Annotated in this window: 15 protein-coding genes and 1 pseudogene; 9 read left to right on the top strand and 7 right to left on the bottom strand. The window is 37.9% G+C overall.

All coding sequences use genetic code 11. The features are described from left to right. Positions 1–1,660: pseudogene (locus D1Z92_RS17195) on the top strand (DUF5704 domain-containing protein); the annotation flags it as partial. 205 nt (positions 1,661–1,865) lie between these two features. Here the strand turns inward: D1Z92_RS17195 and D1Z92_RS02695 are convergent. The 3 genes from D1Z92_RS02695 to D1Z92_RS02685 all read right to left on the bottom strand — a co-directional run bounded on the left by D1Z92_RS02695 (position 1,866) and on the right by D1Z92_RS02685 (position 4,908). After that, complete coding sequence (locus D1Z92_RS02695; protein ID WP_128894109.1) at positions 1,866–3,230, bottom strand: aldehyde dehydrogenase; 1,365 nt, start codon at positions 3,228–3,230, stop codon at positions 1,866–1,868. A gap of 95 nt (positions 3,231–3,325) precedes the next feature. Continuing rightward, entirely contained in the window at positions 3,326–3,661 is a 336-nt protein-coding gene (locus D1Z92_RS02690; protein ID WP_128894108.1) for an ArsR/SmtB family transcription factor, read from the bottom strand. Positions 3,662–3,975: 314 nt separating this feature from the next. Continuing rightward, on the bottom strand, positions 3,976–4,908 hold the full coding sequence (locus tag D1Z92_RS02685) for a manganese-dependent inorganic pyrophosphatase (protein ID WP_128894107.1): 933 nt from the start codon (positions 4,906–4,908) through the stop codon (positions 3,976–3,978). Positions 4,909–5,145: 237 nt separating this feature from the next. Here D1Z92_RS02685 and D1Z92_RS02680 point away from each other — a divergent pair, with 237 nt between their 5' ends. Beyond that, entirely contained in the window at positions 5,146–5,370 is a 225-nt protein-coding gene (locus tag D1Z92_RS02680; RefSeq protein WP_128894106.1) for a hypothetical protein, read from the top strand. 6 nt (positions 5,371–5,376) lie between these two features. Here the strand turns inward: D1Z92_RS02680 and D1Z92_RS02675 are convergent, their stop codons facing one another. Further along, on the bottom strand, positions 5,377–6,525 hold the full coding sequence (locus tag D1Z92_RS02675) for a YheC/YheD family protein (RefSeq protein ID WP_164931421.1): 1,149 nt from the start codon (positions 6,523–6,525) through the stop codon (positions 5,377–5,379). A gap of 625 nt (positions 6,526–7,150) precedes the next feature. On the opposite strand from D1Z92_RS02675, the gene D1Z92_RS02670 reads away from it, so the two are divergent. Beyond that, positions 7,151–7,603, top strand: coding sequence for a 2-thiouracil desulfurase family protein (locus tag D1Z92_RS02670; RefSeq protein ID WP_128894104.1), 453 nt, complete (start codon positions 7,151–7,153; stop codon positions 7,601–7,603). Between the two features lie 16 nt (positions 7,604–7,619). Here D1Z92_RS02670 and D1Z92_RS02665 read toward each other — a convergent pair whose 3' ends face one another. Together D1Z92_RS02665 and D1Z92_RS02660 are read right to left on the bottom strand one after the other, a co-directional pair. Further along, the gene (locus tag D1Z92_RS02665; protein ID WP_128894103.1) at positions 7,620–8,462 is read right to left on the bottom strand and encodes a sulfurtransferase; all 843 of its coding nucleotides are present in this window, start codon (positions 8,460–8,462) and stop codon (positions 7,620–7,622) included. A gap of 108 nt (positions 8,463–8,570) precedes the next feature. Then, on the bottom strand, positions 8,571–9,110 hold the full coding sequence (locus tag D1Z92_RS02660) for a GNAT family N-acetyltransferase (RefSeq protein ID WP_128894123.1): 540 nt from the start codon (positions 9,108–9,110) through the stop codon (positions 8,571–8,573). Positions 9,111–9,400: 290 nt separating this feature from the next. Between D1Z92_RS02660 and D1Z92_RS02655 the strand changes: the two genes are divergently transcribed. Continuing rightward, complete coding sequence (locus D1Z92_RS02655) at positions 9,401–10,384, top strand: phosphotransferase enzyme family protein (protein WP_128894102.1); 984 nt, start codon at positions 9,401–9,403, stop codon at positions 10,382–10,384. 108 nt (positions 10,385–10,492) lie between these two features. Here the strand turns inward: D1Z92_RS02655 and nagZ are convergent, their stop codons facing one another. Further along, positions 10,493–11,866, bottom strand: a complete 1,374-nt coding sequence (gene nagZ, locus D1Z92_RS02650) for a beta-N-acetylhexosaminidase (protein ID WP_164931420.1) — start codon at positions 11,864–11,866, stop codon at positions 10,493–10,495. Positions 11,867–12,162: 296 nt separating this feature from the next. On the opposite strand from nagZ, the gene D1Z92_RS02645 reads away from it, so the two are divergent. From D1Z92_RS02645 to D1Z92_RS02625, 5 genes are all read left to right on the top strand, one after another. Further along, on the top strand, positions 12,163–13,575 hold the full coding sequence (locus D1Z92_RS02645) for a PTS mannitol transporter subunit IIBC (RefSeq protein ID WP_128894100.1): 1,413 nt from the start codon (positions 12,163–12,165) through the stop codon (positions 13,573–13,575). Between the two features lie 213 nt (positions 13,576–13,788). Further along, the gene (locus D1Z92_RS02640) at positions 13,789–15,921 is read left to right on the top strand and encodes a BglG family transcription antiterminator (RefSeq protein WP_276318856.1); all 2,133 of its coding nucleotides are present in this window, start codon (positions 13,789–13,791) and stop codon (positions 15,919–15,921) included. A 2-nt stretch (positions 15,922–15,923) separates the two neighbouring features. After that, complete coding sequence (locus D1Z92_RS02635) at positions 15,924–16,361, top strand: PTS mannitol transporter subunit IIA (RefSeq protein WP_128894098.1); 438 nt, start codon at positions 15,924–15,926, stop codon at positions 16,359–16,361. Between the two features lies 1 nt (position 16,362). Further along, on the top strand, positions 16,363–17,517 hold the full coding sequence (locus D1Z92_RS02630; RefSeq protein ID WP_128894097.1) for a mannitol-1-phosphate 5-dehydrogenase: 1,155 nt from the start codon (positions 16,363–16,365) through the stop codon (positions 17,515–17,517). 513 nt (positions 17,518–18,030) lie between these two features. Continuing rightward, the gene (locus D1Z92_RS02625) at positions 18,031–20,304 is read left to right on the top strand and encodes a DEAD/DEAH box helicase (protein ID WP_128894096.1); all 2,274 of its coding nucleotides are present in this window, start codon (positions 18,031–18,033) and stop codon (positions 20,302–20,304) included. The last annotated feature ends 76 nt before the right edge of the window (positions 20,305–20,380 follow it).

Below are 20,380 nucleotides of genomic sequence, written 5' to 3'. Positions count from 1 at the left end.
TACGAACGATCCGCAATCTTTTCCTTCTCCACCGAACATTGCTAATGGTCAACTATATAAAGATGGATTAATCATATCCAATGGTAGGGCCAATAAAGCCAACACGCCAACAACAGGGGAGATTACGTATGAGCTAGTACAAGAAATTGGATCATACGACAATATAATTACTGGGAACATTGCTAACTTAGACGATGTGACAGTGCATACACCCGTAGTCAACTATGCCGAAATTCCTGATGACAATCGTCCATTTGATCAGAGTCTCACTCCGGACACTAGTGTCAGTGTGTTAGTATTAGATCGTCATTTTACAGTACACATGGATGAGTATGGCTTTCATAGCAACATCAAAGGGTATGGGGATCGAAACTATGAAGACTATACCAAAAATAAAAGAGTGCTATTTCCATTTGGTGTATACAACGAAAGTCAAACGACGTACTATCCAGAAAATACATGGATTGATATTCCAGTAGGACAAGATGAGATAAAATTCTACCTCCCGACTTGGGTAGATGAAGGATACTATACTGCCACGACAGAAGCATGGGCGATCAATGATCAAGGTATATACGCATGTGAATACAATAAAAATGCAAACATAAGTAACTACTGTGCTGTAGAACAGATGGACGTGGAGGTTGTTGGACGTGTGTTCGATTTTCGAATATGGGACATCGGTGATTTTCGTTTTGAAGATGTATTTCGAAGTAGTCCAGGTTCGCTCCCTCATACAGGCCATGTGTACTATGCAGGTGGCCGAGATGAAAATGGGAACGTGACGAACTATACTAACAAACCAAAGTGGCTGCTGCCGATTAGGCCTACTTCCCATCCGTATTATCCAGAAAATGTACCGCACAACGGTTATTCCTTTTTGTTTGACTTCAAAACGATCGGGAACTACTGGGATGTAGATGAAGGCGTTCAAATTATACCTAGCTTCTGGTTCTTTCCGTATGGTGGTGGACATGGGACGGAAGTGGATTTATATTATGATACTTCGGATAAAAAACTGATTAAAGTGGGTTCAGATTTAGACAAGCAGACGTATCAACGCATGTACCAGTTGAATGATCCATTTCGCAATCTGAACAAGAGTGAACTAGAACACGCTGCATTATATGAATACAACTTCATAAGTCAGAAAACACACTCTTTTGACGCCTTTTATCAAGACTATGTCAAACGGGATATTACGATAGGACATGGCTTTGACTATATGTTTTTAGGTTACCCGTCTCGAACGTTAATTGGCCCGCAATCTAACGTACCAAGCAGTGTCCAAAGTCATCAAGCTTCACGTAGCATTCAACATTGGTATGGAGAGTACAGTATTCCGATTGCGCCATACATCTTGCCCAAAGGGACAGATATTTTAGCACTTGCTAACCAATATAATGGTGCACTAGACACGCATGAGAAGGAATTTATAACGGGTGGTTATATTATGGTTAACTTTGTCATTCAAAGTGTACGTGATGATGCAGCTATATTGGGGTATGATGCTCCATATGCAAACATGTGGGCGATAGAAGGGCAAGTGGCTAGTAGTGTGGATGATCGAGGGAATCATTTCACGTTCAAAGCTGGCGATATTATCATGTTTGAATCGGACTTTAGTGTTCGTAATGATTTTGGATCAGGAGCTAGATAAAGTATGATTAACTTTTAAAAAAAATTAATGCTGTAAAAGGGTAGTTACACCACCTGAAGAAGAAAGAACAACATTTCCATTGTTATTCATAAGTTAAAAAGGAGTGAATCATGTTCACTCCTTTTTTGCGCGAAAAAGTTGGTTCATTCACTTACATAGATCGCACTAGCCTTTATACTCAAACACACTATTTTAAACATACACACTACTTCAAAATTTTGCGTATGAGGTTAATTTTGTTTTTGTAAGGTGGGAATATAATTTTCGAATCTACTTTTGTTGATTTCTTCAATATGCTTTTTTTATGTGAAAAAGTGTCAAAACTATATTGACCATGATAGGCTCCCATACCAGCTGTTCCTACGCCACCAAAAGGCAAATTAGGATTTGCTAAGTGTGAAACGACGTCATTAACACTAACTCCACCTGACGAAGTCTCTGCTAAAATTTTATCTACAACGTCTTTATTTTCAGTAAACACATACAAGGCGAGTGGTTTTGGACGGTTGTTAATGGTTTTGATGATGTCATCCACATTATCATACGTTAAAATAGGCAGAATAGGTCCAAAAATTTCTTCCTCCATCACAGCATCTTCCCAAGTGATGTTATCTAATAATGTAGGCGCAATATACAAGTCTTCTTGCTTATGCTCTCCTCCGTAGACCGTTTTATTTTTATCTATGAGCGATGTAAGACGTTGAAAGGCAGCTTCATTTACAATGCGACCATAGTCTTGACTTTGTTCAGTGTTCTCACCATAAAATTCTTTCAGGCGTTGGATTAATTCCGTTTTAAATTGTTCTTGCACAGCACTGTGAACGTAAATATAGTCTGGAGCGACGCACGTTTGACCTGCATTCACAAATTTACCCCAAGCAATTCTTCTTGTTGCGACTTCTAAATTGGCATCTTTATCAACAATCGTGGGGCTCTTTCCTCCAAGTTCTAGTGTGACAGGCGTCAAATGTTTAGAAGCGGCTTCCATGACAATTTGACCCACCCTCGTGCTGCCAGTAAAGAAAATATAATCGAATGATTGCTGTAACAATTGCTGTGTTTCTTCTTTTCCACCTGTAACGACAGCAATGTAGGATTCGTCGAATGTTTCAGATATGATCTTTTGTACTATTTTTTCCGTTTGTACTGTATACTCAGAGGGTTTTAGAACAACGGTATTTCCTGCAGCCAATGCGCCTAACATGGGCTCAATTAATAATTGAAATGGATAGTTGAATGGACCAATGATGAGTACCGTTCCATAAGGTTCGCTGCGAATGATACTTTTAGATAAAACTTGGTGTATTGGTGTTTTTACTTTTTTATCTTTTGCCCAAGTATTTAAATTTTTGCTGATATTTTTAATGGAATCGAGTACAAAACCTATTTCTGACGTGTATCCTTCAAAATAAGGTTTTCCTAAGTCTTTTTGTAAAGCATCTAGTATTTCTTGCTCGTTTTGCTTTATGGCGTCTTTTAACTTGTTTAGCTGTTGAATTCGAAATGCAATGCTTTTTGTTTCGCCTGTTTTAAAATATTCTTTCTGTTTCTTTACTATATTTTCAATCATCTTATAAACTCCCCTTTGCAATAATCTGAAAATTTTAAACATCATTTGTATGTTATTTATTTATCCGAAAACTGCTCTGGTTGTATCTTATGAAGTTAAACTAGATGACATGTTTTTTTTATTGCTGCAATTAATTTTTCCATTTGGTCAATGGAATTTTTTAATGTCAAGTAGTAGTGACTTTCTGTTCCTTTTTTCTCTACTTTAATGAAGCCAGCTGTTTTTAAAATTTTTAGATGATGAGAGATCGTAGGACGAGATAATTGTATTTTTTCTGTCAGCTGATTTACATTTAAATAGTCTTCTCTGCCCATTTCAAGCAAAATTCGTTGTCTATTTTCATCATGAAGAACATGAAATACTGGTGTCGTTTCATTGAATAATTGAATGGTATGTTCCAACAATTCATCTGTTATTTCTTTTTTTCTCATGTCCTGTTTCTCCTTTTTATGTTCATTGGTTTAAACTCATCAACATATATTTTAGTATACTCCATTGGTGCTAGATGTCAAGGCAGACGGAGGTTGTGGGATGTACAGTATGTAAAAAAACTAAAAAAACTGGTCATGGTAATACACTCTTAAAGTTAGAATATAACGCTAACCTTGTTGAAGTGACTACCTACCAACCAGTTTTTTTAATCATAAAAAGATATACAGTTGTATCTTCATAAATGAGGTACATGCATGTATTTTATCCTGGGACTACTTCAATCCTGCATGACCTTCAATGTTACAATCCTATATTATGCATTTGTTAATGTGTCCGTTAAAATAGGAACGATTTGTTTTTTGCGTGAAACTACACCTTTTAATGTTACTGTATTATTTTCTATTTTAGCATCGTATGCTTTTTCTACTGCGCTAGTTTCTTTTCCTAGTACAAGACCAACGGAGTCGTTGTTTAAGATGTCAGTAATCACAAGCATAAACAAATCTAATTGTTTTTCGTCAATAGTAGCTTGTAGTAACGTTTCTAATTCCTCTTGACGTGTAAGTACATCGTTCGTATCCACTGTATTGACTTGTGCTATTTCTACTTTGCTACTTCCCATTTGGAACTCTTTAGCATCAAGCGTAATCAGTTCTTTGACTGTTTTTCTGCTTAAATCTGCTCCTGCTTTCAACATGTTCAGACCATAACCTTCTGCGTCTACTTCTGCAATAGCAGCTAGTTCTTTTGCAGCCGCTACATCTTCTGGAGTGCAAGTAGGGGACTTAAACAAAAGGGAATCGGAGATAATAGCAGAAAGCATTAGTCCAGCAATGTTTTTAGGAATTTGCTTTCCGTTCTCTTTGTACATTTTGTTCAAAATGGTTGCCGTACAACCAACAGGTTCTGCTCTATAATATAGTGGGTTACTCGTTTCAAAATTTGCAATACGGTGGTGATCAATGACTTCTGTAATTTCAACTTGATCAATATCTGCTGCACTTTGTTGGCGTTCGTTATGATCCACTAAAATGACATGTTTTGCTTCGCTGGATACACTCTCCACCAATCTTGGTGCTTCTATTTGAAAGTAGTCTAATGCAAATTGTGTTTCCTCGTTCACATTACCAAGGCGAATGGCTTCGACTTGATGACCTAATTGTGTTTTCAAATCTGCATAAGCAAGTGCTGAGCAAATGGAATCTGTATCAGGGTTTTGATGTCCAAAAATTAAAATTTTGTTCATAATAACTCCTCCGAAATGAATAGTATTCTGTGGAATATGCATTCATATCACACTCTATAAGAGATTATAGCGGTAATTGAAGTAAAATTCTATTGTTTTTGTCGGATTTATTTTCGAAAGTTTGAAAATGTTAGGGTAAGGCCTAAGTACAGTCATGACTTGACCCATCTTGACAAGTGATAATGAAAACCATTATCATTTAATTAATGATATATGAAAGAAAGGAACCGGTATCTAATGAAAATTTCTTACTGCTGTAAAAACATAAAAAAACATGAAGCAAAAGCAGTCGTGAAATCGTTGAAAAAAAGCTTTCCAGATGCTAAACATAAAATGAAAAGCTGCCTTGGAGAATGTAAATTGTGCAAGCATCAATGTTTTGTACAATTAGGCAAGAAAAATTTAATTATGGGCAGTAGGGAAGGTTTGACGAACACAGTAAAAGAAGTTGTTCATACATAATATGATTTATCTATTTCGCTGAAGATATTGTGCGTAGTAGAGTGTATTTAAGTAAAGCGCTTCAATTTGTTTTTGGACATGTGCCTTACAGAAAGCTTGTTTGTTAGATCTCCGATTGCTTTTTATATACCAGAAATTTAATTGCTGATCGAGAGCAAAGTCCACACCGATTTCACCCATTTTGCCATAATACTCTTCTAACGTAATATGCGTTTTTTGCAGTAAATACGTGATGTTATTTTTTAGTTGAGATAGTCTTATATCGTTAAATTTAAAATGTTTTTTCATACATTGCTCAAATGTGATGTATTGACCTTGAACGGTAGTTAGGGCATTCATTTGTCCTATTTTTGCTGTTATTCCCGTTACATTCAATTCACCATCAAGGCCCCGCTGCAATTCTGCTCGAAAATGAATAGGCTGGCTTTTGACTTGGAGATGAGGAATGGGCTGTTGAATAGTGATGATATTGGCGCTGTAATAACGCTTGAATACTTTGATCAAATCGGCCATTGTTTTCACATGTTTTGTAATTGGTTTTTTTAACTTTAAATGATAACGGATGCGATTGTGATTTACTTTTGTTATTTTCATCTCTCGCTCTTTTTTAGCGAAAGTTCCTTTAATATGAAGGATAGGGTATTGCTCTAACATTCCAGCCATTTTTCTCCTTAGTATGGATGGTGATCTCAAATTTCCTTGCGTACTGTAAGGTATTCTGATGTCAGCTTGTTTACTTAATATTTCGTATTCTTTCCAACTCGTATTATGATCTAAAGGGGTATTGATAAATTGAATACGATATTTATTTTTCATCGTGGAAAGTATAGTTGTATTTCTTTTTGTTTTTTTACTGAAATGATACACGACGTGAGGCAGTGGAAAAAAATCATGTTCCCATCGATTTAACTGATGATTGTATGCAATGCCATGTATTTGCTTTTTTTTAAAGTTGATATGCTGCTCAGAAAAGAAGTAAACGGCAATGGTTTCTTCCAATTGTCTACTGACGTCTATTAGTGCTTTAAAATTAGGGAATTTCAAAATATTAGGTTGCTGCTTTGTCAGTTCGTTGGTAACAATAGATTGCACAAACACGCCGAGAATGGTTTTTGGACTATAGAAGCGTTGATTTAGTGGAGAAGCATGAACCACAGGAAAGACACCTCCTATTATGAAGACCTTTACGCCTGGCAACTGAGGCGTAAACCTATATCTCATTATTTCTTTATCTTATAGATAAGTTGAATGAACTTGTTCAAGCAACTTATTACCGCTAAGCATAAGATGAAGAAATTTCGATATGAAGACCTTTACGCCTGGCAACTGAGGCGTAAACCTATATCTCATTATTTCTTTATCTTATATAGATAAGTTGAATGAACTTGTTCAAGCAACTTATTACCGCTAAGCATAAGATGAAGAAATTTCGATATGAAGACCTTTACGCCTGGCAACTGAGGCGTAAACCTATATCTCATTATTTCTTTATCTTATATAGATAAGTTGAATGAACTTGTTCAAGCAACTTATTACCGCTAAGCATAAGATGAAGAAATTTCGATATGAAGATCTTTACGCCTGGCAACTGAGGCGTAAACCTATATCTCGCTATTTGTTCATCTTATATAGATAAGTAATACAGCATATGTCGTTACTATATCAGGAGGCACGGCAAGTACATAGTGAGGAAGTTAAAGTTTATTTATATATGATAAAATAAATCATAATTTGAAATTATAAAGGTCGTATCAGCTATACGTGAAGGAGGAATGACAGTATGATCATGGTAAGTGCTTGTTTGGCAGGTGTTGCTTGCCGATATGATGGTGGAGATCAGCTCATACGTAAAATTCAGCAGTTAACAGAACGTGAAGAAGCGGTAACTGTATGTCCAGAGCTGTTGGGAGGCTTGACAACGCCAAGAGAGCCAGCCGAAATCGTGGGGGGAAATGGGAAAGACGTATTACAAGGGAAAGCTAAAGTCATCGATAGCACAGGTAAAGATGTAACGGAAAAATATGTGGAGGGAGCTTATAAAACGTTAGAACTTGTGAAATCGTTGAATGTTGATTGTATTGTGTTAAAAGAAAACAGCCCATCTTGCGGCAGTGGGTTCATATATGATGGGCAATTTTCAGGTCAAAAAATAGTAGGAGAGGGAGTGACCACAGCACTTTTAAAGCAGCATGGGTATAACATCATTTCAGAGCAGAAATTTATGGAATGGTGATTGATGAACACAAGCATCAAAGTTCAATTGGATTGTCAGGATAAGAAATCCAATCACTCCAACTACCAGCATACAGTTTCACATCATGAATACCTATTTCATGTAGCGCTAACACGTTAGGACATGCAGTAATGCCAGATCCACAGTACACTACAATTTGTTTATGTTGTTCGCTGGTTATAGACTTAAAATGCTGTTGCAGTTCTGTTTGAGATTTCAAACGACCGTCCTCATGCAACAGTTCTTTCCAAAAATAATGCTTAGCACCAGGAATTCTTCCTGCCTTTTTATCTATTGGTTCTTCTTTGCCTTCGTATCGTTTACGTTCTCTGGAATCCACAAGTAAGCTACGCGGATCATCCAAATGTTGTTTGACATCCGCAGCAGTAAAAAGCATATGCTGTTGAACATCTAGGGTGAAATGCACAGGTACAGCCACAGCAGGAGGCTCACTGCTTACAGGATATTGTTCTTCTTTCCACTTCGTATATCCCTCATCCATGACATACACTTTTTTGTGCCCCATATAAGTAAGTAACCACCAAAGTCGTGAAGCCATTGCGCCTCCTTGATCATCGTAAGCAACAACGCGAACATGTTCATTGATTCCCATTTTACCTAATTTTGTTGCTAGCTGCTCCAAAGAGGGAAGAGGATGTCGACCGCCATGTTTTTTTATTTCACCGGATAAATCTTGCTCCAGATCTAAATATATCGCTCTAGGAATATGGTCTTGTTCATATTGGTGTCTTCCTGCATGACGATCAGCGCTAGCGAGTGGAAAGCGACAGTCCACCATAATGACATCTGGTTCGTACATTCTTGCTAATACCCAGCGTTTTGAAACGATTGCACTCATTATGTTCATCCTCCATTGTAGTTGATTAAAAAAGTAATGCTATAGTGGAACAAGCCTATGGCAGTTGGCCGCATAGGCTTGTTGTTCTTTTATGTTCATTTATTGTCGTCAAGTGGGCGATGCTTCATTTAATTTTGCATACAGATGAAGATCAATCCATTTTCCATTTATTTTTTCACATTGTCTCTTCGTACCTTCGAGAGAAAACTGCAGTTTCTCTATTAATCGAATGGAATTTACGTTATTAGGCTCTATTTTTGCTTCTACTCTGTGTAACGAAAGCGTATGAAACGCATGGTCTAATAAAGCTTGGATGGCTTCAGCAGCAAAGCCTTGTCCCCAATATGTTTTACCTAGTTCGTATCCTATCTCCGTTACTTCATTTTCAAAGTCAAACATGTTATATCCGCACGTACCAATGATGTCATGCGTATCTAGTTTGATAATAGCGTATCGTATCGCTTTGTTTTCTTCGAAAAGCTTGTTGAGTATGCCAATCATATGCAGCACTTGTTCTTCTGTTGTATAAGCATCAATATTCATAAAGCGAGTAACGTCAGGATCTGACCAAATGGTAAACAGGGATGCAGCATCGTTTTGTTCTAATTTTCTTAAATGCAGACGCTTTGTGTATACATTCGTTTGTATCAACACTTTCACCTCTAATTTTGAATATTTTAGATAAGGTTAAAGGTATTGATTTCTGCGCATAGTCCAGTCCCTTCTTTGTTAAAGTAAGGTAATTATAACATAGTTTTCTTTTCAATCATGCAAGAAAGTATGGAATAAATATTTAATCTATATTATATTAGTAGAGTAAGGTTGAGGAGGTTGATACCGATGATGATGTTATTGTAATTCTATTTATATAGTTAACTTTGTGTTAACTATCATCCATATGCACGTAACAATGAAATAGCATAGAGGAGGCTATATAAATGGAAAATAGAAAAAAGTTCGATCACATCGCACAGTTGGCGGTAGAAAGATATGATGTACCATTAAAATCAACTTCATATTTAACGGAAGAAACCAACGTCTTTTACAAATGGGTAGATGTAGAAAATAATGTATATGCTTTGAAAATATATCAAGAAGAATCGAGTACGTTGGAAGATAATCAAGCAGAGTTATTTTATATGGACATCGTGGTTAAAAAGAATAGTGTTGTCATTCCTAGTGTAGTGCGTGGAAAAGATGGAAAATTCGTTCAGCTCATTTCGTCAGAACATTTTGCTTTTCCTAAAAGAGTGGTTTTGTTTACATGGCTGGAAGGAGAAGATTTGGATGGACATGAAAATGAAGCGCGCTTTATTCAACTAGGAGAAAAAATGGCTCACTTGCATGAAGCAACACTCGGCGTAAAAATTCCAGATCATGTACATCCACGCAAATGGGATAAAGTGTTGTATTTCAAAGGGGAACAAGCCGTCTACAAGGAAAAACAATATCAGCGTTTCTTGACAGAGGAATACCATCAATTGATGGATCAAATCATTCCATTTTTAGATCAGGAGTTAGCTAAATTTTATGTTCATCACAGTAACGACATTCAATTTATTCATGCTGATTTAAATCCGTGGAATGTTAGAGTAGATGGCGACGAAATGTCTATTCTTGATTTTGAAGATTGCATGCTGGCACTTCCTGTACATGAATTTGCTTGTGTACTTTATTATTACAACTACGATGAAAATTTCGATATAGAAAAAGTGAAAGAGCAGTTGTATCAAGGTTATGAAAAAGTGCGGACATTACCTCACTTTACAGACTACGATTTAGATGTATTGATGACAGCTCGAAGAGTCAATTATTTGAATTATGTACTTCAAGTCGACGATGATCCTGTGCCATTCATTAATAAAAGTCTTCCGATAGTGCGTGATTTTCTTCGAAAATACGGTATCATATTGAACGACTAATGTTGGGAATATACTGATACAGTGATATCATTTATATCGTTATACCATAGTTATGCAACAAGAGAAAAGTCAGATGGTTATTCACACCATCTGACTTTTCCTTGTTCCTTATTTTTGTTTCATGCGCTGTAATATGTGCTCTATTTCTTCTGTAATTTGATCTGCTTGTAGAGGTGCTAGTTGTGAATCATCAGCTGAATCTTGTATGTATTGCTCCTTTAACTTTATTATTCTGAGCACGCTTCCATCGATACTTTCTATAGATAATGTTCCTTCTTCCACCGCTTGAGTCAGCATACTCATGATGTGTTCCATATGTTCAGTTTGGTGATTGGCAACCATCACCATGTCCGCTCCTGCTTGCATCGATAGTAGCACTGCTTCTGCTAAACCATAGTGTTCCACAATGGCTCCCATTGTCATGTCGTCTGTCATAATCACACCATCAAACTGTAGTTGTTCACGTAGTAAATCATGCATAATGTTCGAAGATAACGTTGCTGGATATTGTTCATCCAGCAAAGGATATAAAATATGGGCAACCATCACCACATCTGCTTGTTCTGCGATTGCTGCTCTAAAAGGAATAAGTTCTAACGCTTCCAGCTGAGCTAACGTTTTATGGATGACAGGTAAATCGTAGTGAGAGTCAACGACCGTGTCCCCATGACCAGGAAAATGTTTGATGACAGGAATAATATGTTGCTCTTTCATTCCTTTCATCGTGGCAACACCTAGCGTCGTCACGACATCTGCCGTTGCACTATAAGAGCGATCGCCAATAACAGGGTTAAGTGGATTGTTGTTGACATCTAAGACGGGAGCAAAGTTCATATTAAATCCAAAATACTGAACCTTTTTAGCAAGTAGTGCACCGATAGTATGAGATAACTCCGCATCGTTCAACGTTCCAATTAAGGCGTTGCTAGGTAAGTTAGGAAAAATTTCTTCCGGTATACGACTGACTCTGCCGCCTTCCTCATCGACACCAATAAACAGTGGCAGCATATTGTCGCCATTGGCTGCTTTAATGTCTTGTATGAACTGAAGCAGCTGCATTTCGTCTTCTACGTTATTTTTCAATAAAATAATGCCACCAACATCCTTGTCTGCTATCAACGTTTGATCCAAAGAAGATAAGGAAGTGCCATCCACACCAACATAGAGCATTTGCGCTAATTTTTGCTCCAATGTCATCTCCTCTAGTATGTTTTGCCTTGTCATGTCTCCTTCTTCTGTTTGTGTTGTCATCTTTTCCTTCTCACTTTGATGTTCCCCCACAAAATCGTTCAACGTATTTATTATGCTTGGTACAAAAGTTTGTATGGTTTGATCATCGTCTGTTTGTTCCCCTAGCGGATAGGCTTCGTCTTGCTCCTCATGATGCTCTTCAACCAGTAACGTTGTATCCTCTTGCATACAACCGGTAATCATAAGAAAAAATAAGAAAAAAATCATCGGTTTTATAGTTATTTTTATCATTATCTCGTTGCTCCTTGACATGAATAAAGTGAAGTCTACTCCATATATTTTTTATCTTCTTTCTATCATACCATAATCTTCAAAAGCAGCATTTTCCATCAATAAGCGCATGTAGTACAAATACATCGTAAGACGAAGTAGCCACAGCTGCTGTAGTTTTTAGCAATTTTAAATATGGCAACATCCTTCGTGACAAAAAGGGTTTTTCTTTGAATTGTAAACGCTTCATTCTCAGATTAGTATAGACGTATAGTCATCATGATTGTACAACACCATGAAAGAAAAGGAGAAATAATATGGCAGACAAAGGTTTTCGTACAAAAATACAGAGGTTCGGTAGTTACTTGAGTGGCATGATTATGCCAAATATAGGAGCGTTTATTGCTTGGGGATTGATTACCGCGTTATTTATTCCAACAGGTTGGTTTCCAAATGAAGATTTAGCTCAGCTTGTAGGACCAATGATTACTTTCTTACTCCCATTATTAATTGGTTACACAGGGGGTAAAATGGTTTACGACGTCCGAGGCGGTGTAGTCGGTGCTACCGTCACAATGGGTGTTATTGTAGGAACAGATATTCCAATGTTCCTTGGAGCTATGATTGTCGGTCCACTAGGTGGATACTTGATTAAAAAGTTAGATGGTGTTATTCAGCCCAGAGTAAGACAAGGCTTTGAAATGCTAGTCAATAACTTTTCAGCAGGTATTTTAGCAGGTATTTTAACGATTATTGCTTTTAAGGGAATTGGACCGGTTGTTGAAGGATTAAACAACTTGTTAGCGAGTGGTGTGGAAGCGATTATCGATGCAGGATTGTTGCCACTTGCAAATATTTTTATTGAACCAGCAAAAGTATTGTTCTTAAACAATGCCATCAATCATGGTATTTTAAGTCCGCTTGGGACGGAACAAGCTGCTGAAGCAGGAAAGTCCATTCTATTTTTACTTGAGACTAACCCAGGACCAGGTTTAGGCATCTTGTTAGCGTTTATGATTTTTGGTAAAGGAACAGCAAGACAAACGTCTCCAGGGGCAGCAGTAATTCATTTCTTTGGTGGGATTCACGAGATTTATTTCCCATACATCTTAATGAAGCCCATGTTAATTCTTGCAGCTATTGCAGGTGGAATCAGTGGTGTGTTTACGTTTACGTTATTTAATGTCGGTTTAGTAGCACCTCCATCTCCAGGAAGTATTTTTGCTTTATTGGCGATGACTCCAAAAGGAGGAGGACACTTAGGTGTTATTTTAGGGGTGCTTGTTGCAACAGCTGTATCGTTTGCAGTGGCATCATTGATTTTAAAATTAAGCAAGGGGAACGAGGAAGACCTTTCTAATGCAGCAGAAAAGATGCAAGAAATGAAAGGGAAAAAGAGCTCCGTTGCCAATACGTTTGAAGCAAAAGAAAGCAATGAAGACAATAAAGATCTTTCCAATGTGAAAAAAATAATTTTTGCGTGTGATGCAGGAATGGGTTCCAGTGCGATGGGAGCTTCAATCCTCAAAAATAAAGCGCAAAAGGCTGGTTTAAGTATCGATATTACGAATACATCGATTAACAATATTCCGAATGATGCAGATGTCATTGTAACGCATAAAGACTTAACATCTCGTGCGAAAGACAAGCTACCTAGTGCTTATCATATTTCAGTAGAAAACTTCTTGAACAGTCCTAAGTACGATGAATTAATTCAGAACTTAAAATAACGGTGGAAGGAGCTGATCTAAAGCAAAGATCAGCTCCTATTCCTTTTATGAAATACAACAATTTAATCATGTCATCAATACTGCTGACAAAACACTAATTTCATTTCATTGAATGAGCTTACAGACTTTCATATCATTTGATATGAGGAGATGGTTCGTCATAATTATGATGCGTTTAGCTCAAACTAAATAAAATATTTAACTTTCCAAATAGTGGGGTTGGTTACGATTTATATTTCTGCCCGAGAAAGAAAAATTATGGAACTATTAGTTTTTAAACCCGAGAAGACAACGGTAAAAGAACTTTCTAAAGAATTGGATGTTAGCTCTCGTACGGTTCATCGGGATTTAAAAGGAGTAGAGCATATATTAAATCAATTTGGGATGAGACTAGATAAAAAGGCGGGCGCAGGAATTAAGTTAATCGGTGAAACCGAAAGAAAAGACAAGCTCCAGCGTTATTTACTTAACATCTCCCACAATGAATATACGCAAGAAGAAAGACAAATGGTGATCTTATCATCACTTCTATCGACATCAGAACCAATTAAACTGCTATCTCTAGCAAATGAATTAGATGTAACCATTGCTACGATCAGTAACGACTTAAACAAGATAGAAGAACAGTTACATGCCTTTGGTTTAACACTGCTGCGCAAGCGCGGCTATGGTGTGGAAATCGTCGGAGATGAGTCAGCGAAAAGAAAGTTTATGAGTAAAAATATTAACGATAATTTAAATGAGTTTGAGCTCATATCGCTGATCAAAGATAGCATGCAAACTAAAATAACGGATGCTAATGCCATAGATAACATTAACAATCGACTATTAGGATTCGTCGATAAACACAAATTATTTCTTATTGAAAAAGAAATCAATGCCATCAAAGACGACTTGCCGTACGACATCGCGGACAGCTCTTATATCGGATTAATCATTCATCTCGCGCTTGCTATTGAACGCATTCAGCAAGGGGAAGAAATTACATTTGATATCGATGAACTAAACAATTTAAAACAGTTCAAAGAATTCGAAGTCGCTCAAAAAATGGCAACCGCATTAGAAAGTGCGCTCCATATCCAAGTATCACAAGGTGAGCTAGGTTATATCACGATGCATTTAATGGGAGCAAAAATTCGCAATGACTACGAAGATTTTTTAGAAGATTCAACGTTAAACATTGGCGTGTCCATACAACATCTCATTCGAATTATTAGTGAAAAGTTGGACTATGATTTGACCAATCATGCTTCCTTATTCCAAGGGTTAGTTGCTCATTTCAAGCCAGCCATTCATCGAATAAAGCAAAATATGGACATTTCTAACCCGTTACTATCGAAGATAAAAGAAGAATACGACGACTTATTTCACATCATTGAAGAAGGCATCTCAGAAGCCTTCCCGAACTTAGATGTGCCAGAAGAAGAAGTTGGTTATCTTGTTATGCATTTTGCATCCGCTTTATTAAATCAACATGTAAGTAATGAATATAAAGCTTTAGTGGTATGTTCCAGTGGAATAGGCACGTCCAAAATCCTTTCCACAAGGTTAGAACACGAGATTCCAGGCTTGAAAACAGAAAACATTTCGTTGTTTGAACTCGACAGGATTGAAAATTATGCATATGACATCATCGTTTCCACCGTGCCGCTCAAAGATTTTAGTGAGAAGTACACGCTAGTCAGTCCGCTACTGTCCAAAATGGATCTTAAACAAGTGCTAAGTTCACTCATGAATGAAAAATCCATGGTACACAAAAAAGCGGAGTATAAAGGCAAAGAAAATCAGGTGAATGGTAAATCGTTTTTACTGCAATTGGAAAAAATGATTTTATACGGTGTCATCATTATGGACATCATGAAAGGCTTTAAACTTTTTCACTTACAGAAAGAAATGCAGCTTGAAGACACACTACGTGATGTGTGTGAAAGATTGCAAGAGCAAGGTAACGTGAGCGATGCAGACAAGGTGTTTCAAAGTTTGCTGAAACGAGAGAAGATGGGTGCTTTAGGTATTCCAGGTACGACGATGGCTTTATACCATACTAGAAATAATGACGTGAATGTTCCTTCATTCCATATGATTACGTTACTCAACCCCATCACGGTAAAAGCGATGGATGGCTCAACGATAGCGCTAGAGACGATACTGCTCATGTTAAGCCCAACAGAGGCAAGTGAAGCGACACTCGAAGTACTCAGTGCTATCAGTTCATTAATGATTCGCGATGAAAAGTCTATCCAAACGTTTCAATCGGGTTCTGAAGAAGCAATATATCAATATTTAGTACATGAATTAAGAACATTTTTTGAATTAAAAACCAATATCAACATAGAGGAGTCATAATCATGGACAAAAACATTTTAAACGAAAAAAATATTACATTGAATGCGAGCTTCAGCAGTAAAGAGGACGCAATTAAACAAACAGGACAAATTCTCGTGGAAAACGGACACGTTGAAGCAAGTTATATTGAAAAAATGTTAGAGCGTGAAGAGCTAACGTCCACCTATATGGGTAACTTTGTTGCTATCCCGCACGGTACAGAAGATGCAAAAAAAATGGTGTTAAACTCTGGATTATCTATCGTACAAGTTCCTAACGGAGTAGATTTTGGAAGCGGAAATATCGTAAAAGTATTGATTGGTATCGCAGGTAAAGGAAATGAGCATCTTGACATTCTTTCTAAAATAGCGATTTTATGTTCAGAAGAAGAAAACATCAACAAAATTTTACAAGCTTCATCAGAAAGTGAAATGCTGAGTCTATTCAACGAGGTGAACTAACATGAAGGCCCTACATTTCGGAGCTGGTAATATTGGTAGAGGTTTTATTGGAGGTTTATTATCACATGCGGGTTATGAAGTATGCTTTGTAGATGTGAATGAAGAAATCGTTTCTTTGCTGAATGAAAAAAGAGCATATCGTGTCGTTTTAGCAGAAGAATCCAGCCAGGAAACAACCATCACCAATGTAAGAGCAATCAATAGTTTAACGAACCCAGAACAGGTTATCCAAGAAATTGCAGAGGCAGATATCATTACAACAGCCGTTGGTCCTCATATTCTAGAAAAAATTGCTGGTCTCATAGCAAAAGGACTAACACAAAGAGTGGGAAGCAATAGTACACCGTTAAATATTATCGCATGTGAAAATATGATTGGTGGTAGTGCGTTTTTAAAAGAGAAAGTGTATGCAGCTATTGCTGAAAGTGATCAAGCAAAGTTTGACGCACTGTTTGCCTTTCCTAATGCTGCTGTCGATCGCATTGTACCGCTGCAAGAAAATGAAGATAAATTAATGGTGTCTGTAGAACCGTTTTTCGAGTGGGTGGTTGATCGCTCCAGTATGGTAGGGGAAGTACCTACTATTGAAGGTGTAACGTATGTAGAAGATTTAATCCCTTTTATTGAACGTAAACTATTTACCGTAAATACTGGACATGCTGCTGTGGCCTACTTAGGTCACCAAGCAGGGCTAAAAACGATCAAAGAAGCGTTAGAAGATGAGAGTGTAAAACAAGATTTAAAAGCGACGTTGCGTGAGACTGGTGAAGTATTAATTAAAAAATATGGATTTGATGCAGATCAACATCAAAAGTATATCAATAAAATAGTAGAAAGATTTGAAAATCCGTATATTAATGATGATATTACTCGTGTTGCACGTGGTCCTATTCGTAAACTTGGGCCTAACGATCGATTGATTTCGCCAGCGAGACAATATTATGAACTGCTTGGGAAAGAACCCGTCCATTTAGCGAAAACGATCGCCGCTGCGTTGCAATATCGTTTTGCTGAGGATGAGGAGTCCATGAAGTTACAACGTATTGTGGAAAAAGCAGGATACAAAGGGGCGTTACAAGAAGTCTCCGAACTTGAAAGTGGACATGCCTTAACTCAAATTATTTTACGTAATATAGAAGCTGAGGTTAAAATTTAAGAAATATATAAGATGAAGAAATAATGATAACTAAGTTTGCGCCTCAGTAGCCAGGCGCAAAGGTAGTAATATTGTAATTTCTCCATCTTATGGTAGCGGTAATAAGTTGTTGAACAAGTTCAATCAACTTATCTGATCAAGAAATAATGATAACCATGTTTGCGCCTCAGTAGCCAGGCGCAAAGGCTGTAATATTGTAATTTCTCCATCTTATGGTAGCGGTAATAAGTTGTTGAACAAGTTCAATCAACTTATATATAAGAAGCACGAGCCATTTTGATTCCTTTTCAAAATGGCTTTTTTGTGTTATGTATTTCTGTTACTCCATTCTAATGATGGTTCAATCACTTCATTTCATTGCTGTATTCCATTACGCTATAGCCTTCACTAACAACTTATTCCACATCATTTTTTGCAACAAATGTTCGCATACAATGCTATAATAGAATGAAATCATGAACGGCTCGTTCGTTTGAAAGTAAAGTTATAGTCTATTGTAATGGAGCGTTAAATATGAACCCGATACAAGCAAAGTATAAACACATTCATTCCTTTATCCAACATCTGCAATCGCAGCCTTCCTTTATGGAAAATGTGACCCATTGGCATGTTCAGCCAGCGAAACCAGCACAAACAGTAAATGTGCCAGAAGCGCTACACTCTGATATTAGAAAAGCCCTCAAAGAAAAAGGGATGGAGCAGCTCTATACACACCAAGCAACTGCTTTTCAAGCCGTGGAGAAAGGAAACCATATCGTCGTTGTCACACCGACAGCGTCTGGAAAAACAATGTGCTACAACTTGCCTGTTCTCCATTCCATCATGAAAAACGATCAGCATCGAGCGCTGTATATATTCCCAACGAAGGCGCTAGCACAAGATCAGCTTGCATCCATGCAACAGATGATTGACCAGATGGAAGTGGATATACGCACACATACGTACGACGGCGATACACCACCAACGATTCGTGAGAAAATTCGCAGTGCAGGTCATATCGTTGTAACGAACCCAGATATGCTGCATGCAGCAATTTTACCGCATCATACGAAGTGGGTGAAGTTGTTCGAGAATCTAAAATACATCGTCATCGATGAAGTCCATACATACCGAGGGGTGTTTGGCAGTCATGTTGCCAATGTGATTCGCCGATTAAAACGAATTTGCGCCTTTTACGGCTCGAATCCACAGTTTATTTGTGCTTCTGCTACGATCGCTAATCCGAAAGAGCATGGGGAACGATTAATAGGGGAGCAAGTCACTCTCATACATAATAATGGGGCTCCGTCAGGAGAAAAACATTTTGTTTTTTACAATCCACCTGTCGTGAATCAGCAATTAGGTGTTCGCAGAAGTAGTGTACTCGAAACGAAGAAAATCGCTACCATGTTATTAGAAAACGAGATTCAAACGATCGTCTTTGCACGAAGTCGTGTACGCGTGGAAATTTTACTCACGTATTTACAAGATATCATCAAGCGTAAAATTGGCAACAAGACGATTCGCGGCTATAGGGGTGGCTACTTACCTAAGCAAAGAAGAGAGATTGAAAAAGGATTGCGTACAGGAGAAATTCAAGGTGTTGTCAGTACGAATGCATTAGAGCTCGGAATAGACATTGGTCAATTGCAGGCGTGTGTCATGAACGGCTATCCAGGCACGATCGCGAGTACACATCAGCAAGCTGGCAGGGCAGGGAGAAGACACGAAAGCTCGCTTACAATCATGGTCGCCAGTAGCAATCCGCTGGATCAGCATGTGATTCAGCATCCTTCTTTCTTTTTCGAAACCGCACCAGAAGAAGCGCGAATTGATCCAGATAATTTACACATCATTATCGATCATGTGAAGTGCGCTGCTTATGAACTACCTTTCGAGCAAGGAGAAACGTTCGGAGAGGAATCATTAGAAGAAGTATTAGACTTTTTAGTAGAGGAACAGACGCTGCATCGTGTACAAAACAAAGTGTACTGGATGAGTCAATCTTTCCCTGCACATAACATTTCTCTGCGTCTTGCAGCTCAAGAAAATGTCGTTATCATTGACCTGAGTGAAGGCAGTAAAGTCATTGGGGAAGTGGATCGATTTAGTGCGCCAACACTTGTGCATGAAGAAGCAATTTACTTACACGAAGGCGTACAGTTTCAAGTAGAAAAGCTTGATTATGAAGAGAAAAAAGCGTATGTGAGACAGGTGGATGTCGATTATTTTACCGATGCCAGCTTGGCGGTGCAGTTTAAAGTTCTTCATACCGATCAGCATCAGCAAATGGAACGTGTGGAGCGATCTTTTGGAGAGGTCACGGTCAATGCACAGCCGACGATTTTCAAAAAAATTCGATTGCGCACACATGAAAACATTGGATCAGGTCCGATCCACTTACCAGAAGAAGAAATGCATACGAGCGCATATTGGATTGCTTTTTCTTCCGCGTTAGTGACATCGTTATCTGTGCAGTGGGAGCAGGCATTGCTTGGACTGAGTAATGTATTCGGACATATCGTACCTGTGTTTTTAATGTGTGATCGCTTCGATATTCGAGTCGTCCCACAAGTGAAGGCGGTTCATACGGATCAGCCGACGATATTTTTCTACGATCGCTATCCAGGTGGCATCGGTCTTAGTGCAAAACTGTATCATATCCACGATGACATCATGATACAAGCAAAGTCTCTCATTCAATCTTGTCCTTGTGAAAGTGGCTGTCCAGCGTGTGTCGGGGTGAGAGAAGAAGTCGGAAGTACAGGCAAGCAAGATGCGCTCCAATTGTTGGATGAGCTATTGTAAATATGAAGATGAAGAAATAATGTAATATACCTTTACACCTTAGTAACCAGACGTAAAGGCAGCATGTTATTTTAAA

Source organism: Longirhabdus pacifica (assembly GCF_004115085.1).
Classification (GTDB): Bacteria; Bacillota; Bacilli; order Paenibacillales; family DSM-105158; genus Longirhabdus; species Longirhabdus pacifica.
This window is presented reverse-complemented; position numbering and strand designations above follow the sequence as displayed.